Annotated in this window: 13 protein-coding genes; 7 read left to right on the top strand and 6 right to left on the bottom strand. The window is 65.0% G+C overall.

Annotated elements, in window-relative coordinates; translation table 11 throughout:
• Positions 1 to 135 precede the first annotated feature (135 nt).
• Together ACIPHM_RS08615 and ACIPHM_RS08610 are read right to left on the bottom strand one after the other, a co-directional pair.
• Positions 136 to 1,230 carry an ArsO family NAD(P)H-dependent flavin-containing monooxygenase gene (locus tag ACIPHM_RS08615; protein ID WP_400326905.1) on the bottom strand — a complete coding sequence of 365 codons (1,095 nt, stop codon included), beginning with the start codon at positions 1,228 to 1,230 and terminating at the stop codon, positions 136 to 138.
• Positions 1,227 to 2,114 carry an AraC family transcriptional regulator gene (locus ACIPHM_RS08610; RefSeq protein ID WP_400326902.1) on the bottom strand — a complete coding sequence of 296 codons (888 nt, stop codon included), beginning with the start codon at positions 2,112 to 2,114 and terminating at the stop codon, positions 1,227 to 1,229. Before ACIPHM_RS08610 ends, ACIPHM_RS08615 begins: the two co-directional genes overlap by 4 nt.
• A 114-nt stretch (positions 2,115 to 2,228) precedes the next feature.
• Here ACIPHM_RS08610 and ACIPHM_RS08605 point away from each other — a divergent pair, with 114 nt between their 5' ends.
• From ACIPHM_RS08605 to ACIPHM_RS08590, 4 genes are all read left to right on the top strand, one after another.
• Positions 2,229 to 3,620, top strand: coding sequence for an FAD-dependent oxidoreductase (locus ACIPHM_RS08605; protein ID WP_400326899.1), 1,392 nt, complete (start codon positions 2,229 to 2,231; stop codon positions 3,618 to 3,620).
• Between the two features lie 57 nt (positions 3,621 to 3,677).
• Positions 3,678 to 4,541, top strand: a complete 864-nt coding sequence (locus tag ACIPHM_RS08600) for an NmrA family NAD(P)-binding protein (protein ID WP_400326896.1) — start codon at positions 3,678 to 3,680, stop codon at positions 4,539 to 4,541.
• A gap of 56 nt (positions 4,542 to 4,597) precedes the next feature.
• A complete protein-coding gene (locus ACIPHM_RS08595) occupies positions 4,598 to 5,143 on the top strand; it encodes a glutathione peroxidase (protein WP_400326894.1) in 546 nt (181 codons plus the stop codon).
• A gap of 512 nt (positions 5,144 to 5,655) precedes the next feature.
• A complete protein-coding gene (locus ACIPHM_RS08590; RefSeq protein WP_400326891.1) occupies positions 5,656 to 6,648 on the top strand; it encodes a hypothetical protein in 993 nt (330 codons plus the stop codon).
• A 331-nt stretch (positions 6,649 to 6,979) separates the two neighbouring features.
• Here ACIPHM_RS08590 and ACIPHM_RS08585 read toward each other — a convergent pair whose 3' ends face one another.
• Positions 6,980 to 7,708, bottom strand: coding sequence for an ArsR/SmtB family transcription factor (locus ACIPHM_RS08585; protein WP_400326889.1), 729 nt, complete (start codon positions 7,706 to 7,708; stop codon positions 6,980 to 6,982).
• 111 nt (positions 7,709 to 7,819) lie between these two features.
• Between ACIPHM_RS08585 and ACIPHM_RS08580 the strand changes: the two genes are divergently transcribed.
• On the top strand, positions 7,820 to 9,019 hold the full coding sequence (locus tag ACIPHM_RS08580; RefSeq protein ID WP_400326887.1) for a cytochrome P450: 1,200 nt from the start codon (positions 7,820 to 7,822) through the stop codon (positions 9,017 to 9,019).
• On the opposite strand, the gene ACIPHM_RS08575 is transcribed toward ACIPHM_RS08580, so the two are convergent.
• Complete coding sequence (locus tag ACIPHM_RS08575; RefSeq protein ID WP_400327507.1) at positions 8,977 to 9,324, bottom strand: hypothetical protein; 348 nt, start codon at positions 9,322 to 9,324, stop codon at positions 8,977 to 8,979. The two genes, ACIPHM_RS08580 and ACIPHM_RS08575, sit on opposite strands and share 43 nt — an antisense overlap.
• Here ACIPHM_RS08575 and ACIPHM_RS08570 point away from each other — a divergent pair.
• Positions 9,260 to 10,648, top strand: a complete 1,389-nt coding sequence (locus ACIPHM_RS08570) for an MFS transporter (RefSeq protein WP_400326884.1) — start codon at positions 9,260 to 9,262, stop codon at positions 10,646 to 10,648. The two genes, ACIPHM_RS08575 and ACIPHM_RS08570, sit on opposite strands and share 65 nt — an antisense overlap.
• Positions 10,649 to 10,759: 111 nt before the next feature.
• Positions 10,760 to 12,013 carry an Hsp70 family protein gene (locus tag ACIPHM_RS08565; protein ID WP_400326881.1) on the top strand — a complete coding sequence of 418 codons (1,254 nt, stop codon included), beginning with the start codon at positions 10,760 to 10,762 and terminating at the stop codon, positions 12,011 to 12,013.
• A gap of 106 nt (positions 12,014 to 12,119) precedes the next feature.
• Here the strand turns inward: ACIPHM_RS08565 and ACIPHM_RS08560 are convergent, their stop codons facing one another.
• Positions 12,120 to 13,496, bottom strand: a complete 1,377-nt coding sequence (locus ACIPHM_RS08560) for a gluconate:H+ symporter (protein ID WP_400326879.1) — start codon at positions 13,494 to 13,496, stop codon at positions 12,120 to 12,122.
• A 192-nt stretch (positions 13,497 to 13,688) separates the two neighbouring features.
• Entirely contained in the window at positions 13,689 to 15,188 is a 1,500-nt protein-coding gene (locus ACIPHM_RS08555; protein ID WP_400326876.1) for an AMP nucleosidase, read from the bottom strand.
• Positions 15,189 to 15,307: the final 119 nt, after the last annotated feature.

Below are 15,307 nucleotides of genomic sequence, written 5' to 3'. Positions count from 1 at the left end.
ACGCGTTGAAAAACGATGTGCAGCGCAAGAGGTTTCGTATCAAATCCCCGGTATTTTTCGGGTCACACGCGCCCGAACCGTTAGCTCTCGTCACTGCATGGGAACCACTCTACCCGTCGCTCCGCCGTTTCGGCGCTACGTAGTTGCTGCCGCCGGCGCGTCGAGGTAAGCCACGACCTCCTGCGCGGTCGCACGTGCGCTGCGCATCACGCCAATCAACGTGGCCGACGCGTACCCCGTCCACTCGCCATAGCCGACCAGCCACAGCCTCGGCTCATCTACGGAACGCGTGCCCGCCAGACGAATCCGTCCGTCCGCCTGCGCAATCGGCAGCGACGTCAGATGCGCCAACGATGGCCGGAATCCGGTGCACCAGATGACGACATCGACGGGCGAATGCGTGCCGTCCTCCCATATCACGCCGTCGTCGACAAATCGCACAAACGGACGCACCGAATGCAACACCCCGCGCCCACGCGCCGCGCGCACCGGCGGCACCATGACGATGTGCCCCAGTCCATTGTCGGGGTACGGATCGGGCAAGCCGCGCTGAGCGGCCTGCCATCGCGCCGTCGCGCGTTCGAACAGCACACGGCCGTCGACATCGTCCGGCAAATACGACGGCGGGCTCAGCGTGACCCAGGTCGCCTCGTTCACACGCGATACCTCGGCGTATATCTGAGCACCCGAGTTGCCCCCGCCGACGACCAGCACGCGCAGTCCTTGCAAAGCCTGTGCACCGGCGTAATCCGCCGAATGCATCTGACGGCCGCGAAACGACGTCTGTCCGGGATACGACGGCAAATACGGCGAGCGCCAGCTTCCCGTTGCACTGATTACCGTGCGCGCCAACCAGTGACCACGGTCCGTCTGCACGCGCAGTCCATCAGGCTCGGCGACGACCGCCGTCACACGCACGGGACGCTCCACCGGCACCGAATAACGCGCCTCGTACTCACGCAAATACGTCACGACCTCGTCACGCGACGGATAGTGCTGCTCACCACCGCGCATCGGCCATCCCGGCAACGAGCTCCACTGCGCGGGCGAAAAGAGTTGCAACGACGGCCAGGCGCGCTGCCACGCACCGCCCGCCGCGTCCTGATCGTCGAGCACGGCGTAGCTCACTTGCCAGCGGCGCAGGAAATACGCCGTCGCCAGTGCCGACTGCCCGCCACCGACCACAAGCGTGTCGACGTGACGCAGCGATGCCGTCTCGCGCCAGCTCATGTCGCGTCCTCTTCATCCGGCTGCATGCGTGGCCCGATCTGCCGGAAATATCGTCCGGGCGACTCACCGAAAGCGCGACGGAACATGGCAATGAAATTGCTCGGCGTGGAGTACCCGAGCGAGTCGGCAATGGTGCCGACAGGCTCCCCATTGGCGAGTCGCTCCAACGCACTCACCAGACGCGCCTGCTGCCGCCAATGGGTGAATCCCATCCCCGTCTCGGCGACGAAAAGCCGCCGCGCCGTGCGCGACGACACCCCCGCGCGCTGCGCCAGCATTTCGAGCGACGCCTGTCCGCCCAGATCGTCGAGCACCGCGCGCGCCACCCGCACCACGCGCGCGTCGATCGGCATGGGCAACCCGAGCGGCTCGGCGGGCGCGCGCGCAATCTCGTCGATCAACACCTGGGCGAGACGCATTTCGTCCTCCGCCAGCACGTCACGCGAAGCCCACGACACCGCCCGTTTGACGAGCGCCGCCAATAGCTCCGAGACGCCCACCACACAAGGCGCCGACGGCAGCTCTTGCGCGGCGCTCGGCGCGACCAGCACGATCCATCCGCTCACCACGCCGGCAAACGACACGCGATGCGTCACCCCCGACGGAATCCATCCCGCGCGGTAAGGCGGCAATACCCACGCACCGTAAGGCGTGTGCACATGAACCAGCCCCGAGTGGATGCAAAACAACTGACCCCGCACGTGCGAATGCCAGTCCAGCTCACGTGTGCCGATCCTGAAGAGACTGCGTTCATGGTCGCTGCCGCCAAACGCCCAGACCGGCGGCCCGTCGAGCCGGTCGTTGGGCTTGTAACGCGCAAACGGCGAATCCTCCAGCGTCATCGTGGATACGCCCGGCTTATTTCGCGAAGGATCGATGCGCATAGCTTTGTCCGATTGGCATTGTTTTATGACCAAACAATGTTATCAGGTCAGCCCGCGCCACGCAGACAATGGATGCAGTGCCACTGCAGGCGCCTTCGGGCGTCCTTTCAAATCATGTCAGCCTTGCATGTCACCATTATCGGCGCGGGTCTGGGCGGCCTGTGCCTGGCCCAGGGCCTGCGTCGCGCAGGTATCTCGTTCGATGTCTATGAGCGCGACGAAGCGCCCGAAGCCCGCTTCCAGGGGTACCGCCTGCGGATCGACGCCGACGGCCTCGACGCATTGACCCAATGCCTGCCCGGCGGCCAGGTCGATCGGGTGCGCGAGCGCGCGGCCGTCGCACGCACGGGCGGACGCTTCGTCACGCCTCAATTGGACGATGCCGACGTCGTCCTGCCCCCCAGTTGGCAAGATGCCCACATGGATACGAGCGTAAGTGCGCATCGCCGTCGCACCGCGAGCGTTGCGGCACGTCCGGCGCCGCATTTGCCTGAAATTCCGGGCGACGTCAGCTTGCATCGCCAAACGCTGCGCGAAATCCTGCTCGACGGCATTCTCGATCGCGTGCATTTCGGGAAGTCCTTCTCACGCACGACCACTGCCGAAAACGGCCGTCGCATCGCGCATTTCGACGACGGCTCCCAGAGCGCACCGGGCCTCGTCGTCGCCGCCGACGGCACGCACTCGCGTGTGCGCGAATACCTCTTGCCGGGCATGGCGCCGCGCGACACCGGCAATGTTTGCATCTACGGCCTGACGCCGGTGTCCACCGCGTTGCTCGTGCTGATGGACGCGCACGGCGAAGCCACGACGATGGAAGGCAGCACCGTGGTGTTTGCCGACGGATTCGCCGTCGTCATCGAGGCGATGCTGTTCCGCCGCCCGCTTGGTGCACCTGGTGCACCTGGTGCGCCTGGCGCACTTCGTCCACTTCGCCCGACTCGTACACTTGCCTCGACGCCGCCCGACACGTCCCCCGGGCGCATGCCGCTCACGCCCGTGTCCGACTACCTCTATTGGGCGTTCATCGGCCCCGCGCAAACGCTGCTGGGCGCCCCTCACACCAGCGCGGGCATGTCTGGGATCTCTCCCGTTGCTCGCATCGACGCGCTCACGCACACCTGGCATCCGCACCTCACTTCGCTGTTCGCGCATGCCGTTCCCGAGACGATTCGCACGATGCCGGTGCGCAGCACAACCTGCCCGCTGCCCTGGCAGATCGACGGCGTGACCGGGCTGGGCGACGCGGTGCACACCATGAGTCCCGCGGGCGGACTCGGCGCCAACACCGCGTTGCGCGACGCGGCCCGGCTGGCCACGCATCTCAAGGCCGTCGCACATGGGCGCACCCCGCTGTCGCAGGCTATCGCGACGTACGAGCGCGACATGTGCGAGCGCGCACGAGAAGCCGTTCGTCTCGCCGACGCCGGCGCTGCGTTGCTCAACGCGCGTCGCCACCCCCTGCCCCCGCCCATACATACCACCGCCGACGCCATGCCTCTGTGAGACGCCCGCCCTCCCGTGTTACTTTTACGGTAACGTGACTGCGCGCTAGGAGTGACCATGTACACCGTAATGGGTATCACGGGCCGGGTTGGCGGTGTTATCGGCCACGATTTGCTCAAGGCAGGGCTGCCGCTGCGGGCCATTGTTCAGGATCCCGTCAAATCGAGCCGATGGGCGACGCTTGGCGGTGAAATCGCGGTCGCCGAGAACGGTGACGTCGATGCGCTCACCAACGCCTTTCACGGCAGCGAGGCAGTCTTCGTCATGCTCCCCCCGAACGCCGATCCCGAGCCGGACTTCTCCCACGCGCGGCACCTGATCGACGCCGTCCGCCAGGCGCTCGCGGCAACCCGTCCGGCGCGTGTGGTGTGCCTGTCGAGCATCGGCGCCGATTGTGAAGCGCCGAGCCTGCTCAGCGCGTTGCGCATGTTCGAGACGGCCATGGTGTCGCTGAATCTGCCAGTGACTTTTCTGCGTCCCGCATGGCTGATGGAAAACTTCGCCTGGGACATTGCGCCCGCGCGCGAACGCGGTGAGCTGCCGAGTTATCTCGCGCCAGTCGATCGCGCCATTCCGATGGTGTCGACCAACGACGTGGGCCACTTCGCCGCGCGCGCCATGCAGGAGTATTTCAGCGACGAACGCATCTGGGAGATCGAAGGCCCCGAGCATTATTCCCCTGACGACATCGCCGCAGCGCTGGCACGCGCGCTGGTGCGAGACGTGCGCGCCGAGGCGGTACCGCACGCCGGCTGGGATCCGCTGTTCCGCGCCCAAGGCATGCGCAACCCGCTGCCACGCATTCAGATGCTGGACGGCTTCAACGACGGCACCTTCCGATTCCGCGACGACGGCAAATACGCTTTGCGTGGCGACGTCACGCTCCCGGAGGCCATCGCAGCGCTGGTTCGCGAGACCTGACGCGTCGAGCGCGCTTGCGCTACACTCGCCGGACTCATCAAAGACAGGGAATTCCCATGAGCACGAACATCGAAACCATCGCCCTCAATCGTAACGACGGCTCCGCCGCAACGCTGGGCGACTACGCCGGCAAAGTGCGTCTGGTCGTCAACGTGGCATCGAAGTGCGGTCTGACGCCGCAGTACGAAGGCCTCGAACGTCTGTATGAAGACAAGCGCGCCGCCGGTCTTGAAGTGCTGGCCTTCCCCGCGAACAATTTCAAGGGCCAGGAACCGGGCACCGACGCGGAGATCCTCGATTTCTGCACCACGCAATACAACGTCACGTTTCCGCTGTTCGCCAAGCTCTCGGCACTGGGCGACGACCGTCACCCGCTTTACACGGCGCTCGTCACGGCACAGCCCGAAGCGATTGGCGAAGGCCCATTCCGTGAGCGTCTGAAAGGATTCGGCGTCGAGCGGGAAAACCCTGCCGACGTGCTGTGGAACTTCGAGAAGTTCCTGATCGGCCGTAACGGTCAGGTCGTGGCGCGTTTCTCGCCGGATGTGAAGGCCGACGACCCGCGTCTCGTGGCCGCCATCGACGCCGAACTGGCAAAGTAAGCCGCAGCAAAGAGAAGACAAACGCACGCGTCGTCGCCCAGGCCGGACGCGTGCGCCATTCCCCTGAGCGAAGTCACACGGCTCAAGCATGCGAATGGCCCCAGCCATGGCGTTCGCCAGGCGCTCAGCGGACCATTGGCATCCCGTAGCGTTGCCTGCCCCCGCGAGCGCTCCCCGCCACACCGCAAAGTCGGGTCATCACCAATCTCGCCGTATTACTGACAGACGTGTCAGCCTTCCCCGCCACAGAGGAACGCGCCTGAGCCTGCCATTGCCCGACTTTCATAGGCTTGACCTGCCGACACCCGTACGGTGTTGTATCGCGAGCAGGTCAATCGCAATTTCTGGCACACCGAAGCAGCAAGCTGCGTAATAATCCGTAACGCGGTTTCTCCCTTTCCTTGTCCTCTGAAAGCCCCCGCCGTCGCGCGCAATTGCTAGCATTTTCCATGTCAGGCGGTCCCGCGTCGCGATGGAAGACACATACGGCCGTGCGTTTTGTAAGGGAAGATATGAAAAACTATCGGTGGTGGCAACACGCGGCATTGGCTGGCGTGTTTTGCGGTGCCTCGGCGTTTGCGCAGGCACAGGAAGCAACGGTGTTCGCAGGTGGCATGAACGCTCGCAACGACGACAATGCGCACACTTACTCGTGGGGATTCGACTATCGACAGGCGCTGAGCGAGCATTTCGCCGCCAGCTTCACGTGGATGAACGAAGGACACGTGCCGGACCATCATCGTGACGGTTTTGCCTTGCAATTCTGGGCGCACCAGCCATTCTTCGACCGGCGCTTCGACCTCGCGGTGGGTGTCGGCCCCTATCGCTATTACGACACCGTCGCCGCCAATCGCGGCAACCGCTATCAGGACGATCACGGCTGGGGCGCGATGTTATCGGTCGCCGCAACGTGGTATTTCGAGAGCCGCTGGTACCTCCAGGCGCGTGCGAATTATGTCCAGTCGCCATCGAGCATCAATACCGTGACGTATCTGCTCGGCGTGGGCTATCAGCTCGAAAAACCTGCGTCCGCCGGCCCACTCACGGGCGGCAATTCGCAAGCCGTACCGACAGGCGATGTGCTCTCCGTGATGGCGGGCCTGTCTATCGTCAACAGTCTGGACTCGCAGAACGCTGCTGCCGAAGCGATCGAATACCGGCACGGTTTCGGCCGCTTCTTCGACGGCACCGTCTCTCTCATCAACGAAGGACACAGCAACCTCGGCAACCGCCAGGGCGTGGCCGCTCAGGCATGGGTCAAGAACGACTTCTTCAACAGCCGCTTCAGTCTTGGTCTGGGCTTCGGGCCATACGTCACGTGGAACAAGTACAAGCAGAATCGTGAAGCGGACGGCGCCCAGAATGTCGTGGCTGGCCTGCTCACGATGAGCGCTGCCTACCGCTTCGCCGACCACTGGGTCGCGCGCGTGTCATGGAACCGTGTCGTGACGGGCTACGACCGCGACAGCGACATCTTCCTCGCGGGCGTCGGCTACAAGTTCTGACCCCGCACGTAAGCCGACTCTGGACTTCCACATCCTATCGGAATCCTTTTTATTAACTTATTCATTAGAAGCGCTATTCGACATTGCCCTGTGTCGACCGATGCCTTGAAACGCTTATTTCACGAGGGTTTCGAGGCGATTCGGTCGCTGTCCCAACTGCGCTCGCAGGCACCGGCGGCAATGGATATCCGAACGAAACCTCTTCTGGCAATCGCGCGTGTATAGCGAAAGGCTGACGGTGCCGCGCGCTCAGGTGCGTCAGGCACTGATCGACGCGCAAGGCTCGCTCGTCCAGACCGATAGTCAGTACCCGGTGCTCACGACCTACGGATCAGAGCGCGATGCGCGAGAGCTTGCGCTCACCGAGCGGCGTGACGCGCAAGGCGCGCGGCTCGCGCGTCGGCTCAAGCCACTTGGCATCGAGACAGGCGCTCAGAAGTGCCGCGCCCAAAGCGCCGCCGAGGTGCGGCTTGCGCTCGCTCCAGTCGGGACACGTGCACGCGAAGCGACGTCGACGTGCACGAGCCGCAGTGAGGTCGACGCCGAGCGCCGTCAGCCCGCTGACACCCGCGTCGGTCAGCGCCACGTCGCTGCCATCGATTCGAAGCCAGCGATGGTCATGCATCCGGGCGAAGAGGTCGACGGCGATCTCGCCGGCAAGATGGTCGTAGCAGGTGCGAGCGTGACGCAAGGGGACGGGCGTCGCGCGGCTGACCGGCACCGGCCTCGGACGAAGTTCGCGCGTGGCGAGCACGGCGCTGGCGAGCGCCTCGATAGCCGCGGCCGTCTCTGGCGTGGCAATCCGGAAATAACGATGGCGTCCGCGAGACGCCTGCGCGAGCACGCCGCCGTCGACCAGCCGCGCAAGATGCCCGCTCGCACTGGACGGCGATAGCCCGGCAACCAGCGCCAACTCGCCCGCCGGACGTGCCGAGCCGTCCATCAATGCCCAAAGCATGGTCATGCGGCCGGCATCGGCCAGAAGCGCCGCTAGCGAGCTGACACCGGGCGCGGGATCTCGTGCGATATCCACAGCGGGACTCCTGTGAGGAACATGCATCGCAGTATAGGCCCGGCGATGCGCGCAACACTTCATGACACGGTGAAACATGCCGGTCGTGTCGGGGCGCATGCTGGGCATCATCGAGACATTCGCCAAGGGCACCCCGTCATGTCAGTCGCCACCGTCGATTCCCCCAGCACACAGCGAACGCTGCGCCCCGCCAATCCGTTGGACGCCGTCGTGCATCCGGATCCCTATCCCTATTACGCCTCGCTTGCCGCGCGGCGTCCCTTCGACTTCGATGCTTCGCTCGGTATGTGGGTCGCTGCCGGGCCGCAGGCGGCAGCCGAAGTGCTGCGTCATGCCGCTTGCGGTGTGCGCCCCGCGGGTGCGAGAGTACCCACCGCATTGGCCAGCGGCCCGGCAGGCGACTGGTTCGGCGCGCTCATGCGCATGAACGACGGCACCGCACACGCCGCGATCAAGCCATGGCTCAAGGCACAACTCGCTACCCTGCGCGCAGACCGCGATACGCTCGCCCGGCTGCGCGACGCCAGTCAGGCCGCGTGCGCCGACGCTTACCTCGCCTGCGGCGAAACGCCCGCCGCCCGTCTCGACGATTTCGTCTTCCGCCAGCCGATTTACGGACTCGCGGCGTGGCTCGGCGTGCCGCCTGCGCAGTGGACCGAAGTCTATGAAGACGTCCATCGACTCGTTGCCGCGATGGCGGAATCCGCCCGATCGACCCCACGCGCCGACGAGATCAAGTCAGGACACCGCGCCGCCACGGCATTGCGCAGTCGCGCCGCCCGCTGGCTCGATACCGGCGCGGCTTCCGTCACCTGGTTGCGTGACACCGCGCGATGCGCCGCACGCGACGACAGTATCGACTTCGGCGAGCTGACGACGAATGTCGTCGGTCTCTTCACACAAACGCACGACGCCTGCGCGGGGCTCGTCGCCAACAGCGTGCGACGGCTCGCTCGGCACGCACCGACAACGCCTGCGCCTGCGGATCTCGCCGTCGCGACCAAGGCCGTGAGCGACGTCATCCGCATGGATCCGCCGGTGCAGAACACGCGCCGCTTTCTGCACATGCCGGCCGTTGTCTGCGAACGGGAGTTAGCGCGTGGCGACGCGATTCTCGTCGTGCTGGCGTCGGTGTCGTCGGGCGGCGCCTCGCCCGACGACGTCGCGTGGACCTTCGGACACGGCCCACACACCTGCCCGGGACGCTCGCCCGCCAGCACGATTGCCGCCGTCGGGGTTCACGCGATTCTCGACAGTGGCGTCGATCTTTCGTCGCTGGCCAGCGGCACGGCTTATCACCCGCTGGGGAACGTGCGCATCGCCCGCTTTTGCGCGTAGGCATTGGCGCATTCGAACGCTGCGCTTGCGCTCAAGTCATTTGTTTTATCTGATGAAATATTAATTTCATCAGATAAAACCGATTCCAGAAACACAAAACCCTGTAAACACAAGGCTTTGCGCGGGCCTTCGTCGTCGCTTCGGGATTTCGGGCAGGATGACGCTTTCCCCCTCGCCCATCCGCATCGCGGCATTCCCGCGCGCGACCGATGCGCGATCGTCTGGTCTTTCGCCGCCCTCATGTCCGACACACTTTCTGACGGAATGCCCATGCCCGCCCGGGTCTGGGCCATTGCAACCGTCATGCTTTCGATCTCGCTTTCGGTCCTCGACAGCGCCATTGCCAACGTCGCGTTGCCGACCATCGCGCGCGATCTGAACGCCAGCCCCGCCACGTCGATCTGGATCGTCAACGCGTACCAATTGGCCATCACCATTTCGTTGCTGCCGCTCGCCGCGCTGGGCGAGATCGTGAGCTATCGGCGCGTGTATACGGTGGGGCTGGCGCTCTTCACGGTCGCCTCGCTGGCGTGCGCCCTCTCCGATTCGCTCGTCACGCTCACACTCGCGCGCGTGGCGCAGGGCTTCGGCGCGGCCGGGATCATGAGTGTGAACACGGCGCTGGTGAAGACGATCTATCCGTCGCGCTGGCTCGGACGCGGCGTCGCGCTCAACTCGCTGATCGTTGCCGTCTCGTCTGCCGCCGGGCCGACCATTGCCGCCGGGGTGCTGTCGATCGCGCACTGGCCGTGGCTCTTCGCGATCAACGTGCCGCTGGGCATCGTCGCGTTCGCCATTGCCGTGCGCTCGCTGCCCGACAGCACACGCGCCTCGCATCCGTTCGACTGGACGGGCGCGGTGCTCAGTGCGCTGACGTTCGGGCTGCTCATCTCCGGCATCGATTCCTTCGGTCATGGCCAGGAGCGCTGGCTCGTGGCCGTCGAACTCGTTGCCGCCGTTGTCATCGGCACGATCTTCGTGCATCGCCAGCGCAGTCAGCCCTTGCCGTTGCTGCCTCTCGATCTGCTGCGAATTCCCATTTTCGGCTTGTCGATCTGCACGTCGATGGCATCGTTCTGCGCGCAGATGCTCGCGTTCGTCTCGCTGCCGTTCTTCCTTCAGGACACGCTCGGCTTCGACCACGTGCAGACCGGCCTGCTAATGACGGCGTGGCCGCTCACCATCGTGGTCGTCGCCCCGCTGGCCGGACGTCTGCTGGAGTACTACAAACCGGGCCTGCTCGGCGCCATCGGCATGGCCGCCTTCGCGCTGGGTCTGCTCGCGCTCGGCCTGCTGCCCGAGCAACCGAGCCAGCTCGACATCATCTGGCGCATGGCGCTGTGCGGTTTCGGTTTCGGCCTCTTCCAGTCGCCCAACAATTACGCGATGCTCATGTCTGCGCCCCGGCATCGCAGCGGCGGCGCGAGCGGCATGCTGGGCACTGCGCGCCTGACCGGGCAGACAACGGGCGCCGCGCTCGTGGCGCTCGTCTTCAGTGTCTCGCCGCAGGGATACGGCACGCGCGCGTCGCTGTATGTCGCGGCTGTGTTCGCGGCAGTTGCGGCCATTGTGAGCAGCCTGCGCACGTTGCCCTCCGCCCAGCCGGACGCAAAAACGTCTGACCGTTGAGCGGGGAACGACCGGGCCGCATGCGGCGGCTCGGTGCGTTAATTCGGCCGACCGTCCGGCCGTGCTACACTGCCGACCTTTTACGGCTCGCCAGCGCGGGCCGCAAATGCCATGAGTTTCTGCGCCATCGATTTCGGCACTTCGAATTCTGCCGTCGCCGTGCAAGGCGACGCCACCATGCGTCTGGTCGAACTTGAGGCCGGCTACGGCACGCTGCCCACGGCCGTGTTTTTCAACGCCGATGAAGGCGGCCGCGCTTCGTTCGGCCGTCAGGCCGTCTCCGATTACGTCGACGGCTACGACGGGCGCCTGATGCGCTCGCTCAAAAGCCTGCTCGGCTCCTCCCTGATCGAAAGCACCACCGACCTCGGTAACGGTTCGGCGATGCGCTACATCGACATCATCGCCACGTTCCTGCGCCATCTGCGCACGCACGCGCTCAAGGCCGACGGCGGCGATCTGCGTCAGGTGGTCATGGGCCGTCCGGTGTTCTTCGTCGACGACGACCCGCGCGCAGACGCCGCCGCGCAACGCTCGCTCGAACAAAGCGCGCGCGATGTGGGTTTTCAGGACGTGCAATTCCAGTTCGAACCGATTGCGGCCGCCTTCGATTACGAGTCGCGTCTCTCGGCAGAACAGCAAGTGCTCGTCGTCGACATCGGCGGCGGTACGTCGGACTTCTCGCTCGTGCGCGTCGGCCCGGATCGCGCCCGCCATCTGGATCGCAAGGACGATGTGCTTGCGCACCACGGCGTGCACATCGCCGGTACGGACTTCGACCGTCGCATCGAACTGGCGACGATCCTGCGCGAGATCGGCTACAAGGCCCTCGGCCCGGACGGCAAGGAAGTCCCCAACCGGATCTATTTCGATCTGGCTACCTGGCATCTGATCAATACCGTCTACACGCCCAAACGCGTGGGCGAACTGGCGCTCACGGCGCATCTCTATGCCGATCCGACGCATCACCGCCGCCTCATGCGCACCGTCGAGCAACGCCTCGGCCACGCCCTCGTCGGCCATGCGGAAGACGCCAAGATCGACGTGAGCGCCGGCGGCGAGACGAGCATCGATCTATCGCTCATCGAACGCGATCTGGCGGTCGCCTTCTCGGAAGCCGGGCTGGTGGAAGCCGTCAGCGACGAAATCGCGAGCATTACGGCGGGCGCAGTGCACACGGCCTCGCTGGCTGGTCTGCGTGCGCAGGACGTCGATGCGCTCTACTTCACCGGCGGCTCGACCGGCCTGCGCTGCCTGTCCGGCGCGATGTGCGCCGCGTTCCCGAACGCCACGCCGGTCTTCGGCGATCGCCTCGCCAGCGTGGCGCTGGGTCTGGGCATTCACGCCAAACGCGTGTTTTCCTGAACGCCTGAGCCCTGAGCACCCCGGCCCCGGAACGTAGGGCCGGGGACGAAAAAAGCGCGCGACCGACAGGTCAGCGCGCTTTTTTTATGCCGTCAGCCAAGCCGGCTCAGACAAGCAATTGCCAGAGCAACAGCGTCATCACCAGCCCGACCACGGACACGATGGTCTGCAAGACCGACCAGACCCACAACGTCTCCTTGAGCTTGAGACCGAAGTACTCGCGCACCATCCAGAAACCCGCGTCGTTCACGTGGCAGAAGAACACCGACCCCGCGCCAATCGCCAGCGCGATGAGCGAGCCCTGCACCGGCGGCAGATGCATCACCAGCGGCGCGACGATGCCGGCCGTGGTGGTCGTGGCGACCGTCGCCGAGCCCGTGGCCTGACGCAGCGCCACGGCAATGAGCCACGCCAGCAGAATCAGCGGCATATGCGTGCCGACGGCGACCTTGCCGATGGTCGTGGCGATACCGGCCGTCACGAGCGCCTGCTTCAGACCGCCGCCCGCCCCGATGGTCAGCAACAGACCGGCAATCGGCGGCAGCGCGCGACGCAGCGTTTCGCCCACGCGCGCACGCGGCAAGCCTCGTCCCCAGCCGAGGACGACGATGGCCACGACGACCGTCAGCGCCAGCGCAATGATCGGCTCGCCGAGGAAGTTCAGCGCATCGAACACGGGCGTGTCGGGCGTGAGCGCGACCTTGGCCAGCGTGCGGCCCAGCATCAGCACGACCGGCAGCAGAATCACCAGCAGCGCGGCGGCGAACGGCGGCGGTGCGATGTCGTCGTCGCGCTTGGTGAACAGGTCACCCAGTTGCTGCGGCGCCTCGACATGCAGACGCGGCGCAAGCCACATCCCGTACAGCGGCCCCGCGAGAATCACGGCCGGAATGGCGATCAGCAGGCCGAGGCCCATCGTCATGCCCAGATCCGCGTGCAACGCCGACACGGCGATCAGCGGGCCCGGGTGCGGCGGCACGAGCGCGTGCAGCGTCGTCATGCCGGCGAGGGCCGGAATCGCGACACGCAGAATCGGGGTATTGGCACGGCGCGCCATCACGAAGATGATCGGCACCATCATGACCAGACCGACCTCGAAGAACAGCGGCAGGCCGATGATCATCGCAACGAGCGCCATCATCCACGGTAGCGCCGAGCCTTTCGCGAACTTGAGCAAGACGGTCACGATCCGGTCGGCCGCGCCCGTATCGGCCATCAACGCACCGAGCATGGCCCCGAGCGCGATGATCATGCCGGCGTCGCCGAGCAGACTGCCCGCGCCTTTGCTGAACGAACTCGCCACCGCTTCGAGGGGCAAGCCCGCGCCAAGACCCGCGATGAACGTGCCGATGAGAATCGACAGGAACGGCGAGAGCTTTAGCGCGCTGATGAAAACGATGATGGCCACGAGGCCGACAAGACAGGACAGTAGAAGGCGAGTGTCGTGCGCTGCCCAGGGCACGACGTGGTTGACTATCTCCACGATGATCCTTGATGACGAGAAACGAGAACACCGGCGCGCAGCGCGCGGCCGGTGTGTGCGGGAATTGTGCTACCGATGGCGCCTGCATGCACGCATGGGGCGCAACGCCCCGTGATACGGGGCAGAGGGGGTGCCGCTGCGAGTTTCAGTCGATGAAACATCGCAAAACGATATATTTCGCAGCGGGGAGCGTTACTGGAACGCGACTTCGTTGAAACTGCGCAGCTTGCGACTATGCAGACGATCCAGACCGTTATCACGCAGCAGTTCCATCGCCTTCACGCCGATCTTCAGATGCTGATCGACGCGCTCGCGATAGAACCGGTCCGCCATGCCGGGCAGCTTCAGCTCGCCGTGCAGCGGCTTGTCGCTCACGCACAGCAACGTGCCATACGGCACCCGGAAGCGGAACCCGTTCGCGGCAATCGTCGCACTCTCCATATCGAGCGCAATCGCGCGGCTCTGGCTCATGCGCTGCATCGGCTCGCGATGATCGCGCAATTCCCAGTTACGGTTATCGACAGTCACGACCGTGCCCGTGCGCATCACGCGCTTGAGTTCGAAATCGTCCAACTGCGTGACGTCGGCCACGGCACGCTCAAGCGCAACCTGCACTTCGGCCAGGGGCGGCACCTGCACCCATAGCGGCAGGTCGTCGTCCAGCACATGGTCTTCGCGCACGTAGCCGTGGGCCAGGCAGTAGTCTCCCAGGCGCTGGGAATTGCGCAGCCCGGCGCAGTGCCCGAGCATCACCCACGCATGCGGGCGCAGCACGGCAATGTGATCGGTGATGGTCTTGGCGTTGGACGGCCCCACGCCGATGTTCACCATTGTGATACCGGTGTTGTCCGGGCGCACGAGGTGATACGCCGGCATTTGCGGCAGACGCGCGAGCGGCGTGCCCTGCGCCTCGCGCGTCTCGATGTTCTGGTTCCAGTGCGTCACGTTGCCAGGCTCGACGAACGACGTGTACTGGCTGCGATACTCGCGCAGCGCGGGGTCGTCGGTGGCGCTCATCAACTCGCGGCCCAACTCGACAAACTCGTCGATATAGAACTGATAGTTAGTGAAGAGCACGTAGTTCTGGAAATTCTCGGGCGACGTCGCCGTGTAATGGCGCAGACGAAGCAGCGAATAGTCCACGCGCGGCGCGGTAAACAGCGCCAGCGGCAGGATCTCGCCGGGCAACGGATCGCGCGTGCCGTTCACGATGCTGTCGTTTATCTTGGCCAGATCGGGCACGTCGAACACGGTGCGCATGGCACGCAGGTGCGTCTGATCGAGATCGCCTTCGAGGTACACGCCGTCCTGATAGGCGAAGTGCACAGGAATCGGCTCGTCGGAGACACCCACTTCGAAGGCCGCGCCGTGATTGTGCGCGAGACGGCGAAGCTGCTCGATGTAGTAGTTCTCGAACAGATCGGGGCGCGTGACCGTGGTCTGATAGCTGCCCGGCCCCGACACGAAGCCATAGGACAGGCGCTTGTCGAGCTGGGTGATGTCTTCGGTGGTGACGCGGATGAACGGGTAATGCGCGCTCACCCGCCGCGCCAGGTCTTTCTGCTTGCAAAAGCGCTCGAAAGCGGCGCGAAGATAGGCCGTATTGGCGTCGTAAATCGTCTTCAGGTAGGCGACGGCTCCCACCGGATCAGCGATCGATCGGGTGGCATGGACCGGTTCTTGTTCCGACATACGCAAACCTCTTCTGTCTTTTTCATGATCTCGAAGTACGCGCCTATTGTGACACGACTGTACGACATCTGCGGGACATGCTGGGAGCATGCGACATCACTCCCAGCCCGTCGGACGCC

Source organism: Pandoraea sp. NPDC087047 (assembly GCF_044745225.1).
GTDB lineage: Bacteria > Pseudomonadota > Gammaproteobacteria > Burkholderiales > Burkholderiaceae > Pandoraea.
The sequence above is the reverse complement of the archived record's forward strand: the minus strand, read 5'-3'. Positions and strand labels throughout refer to the sequence as shown.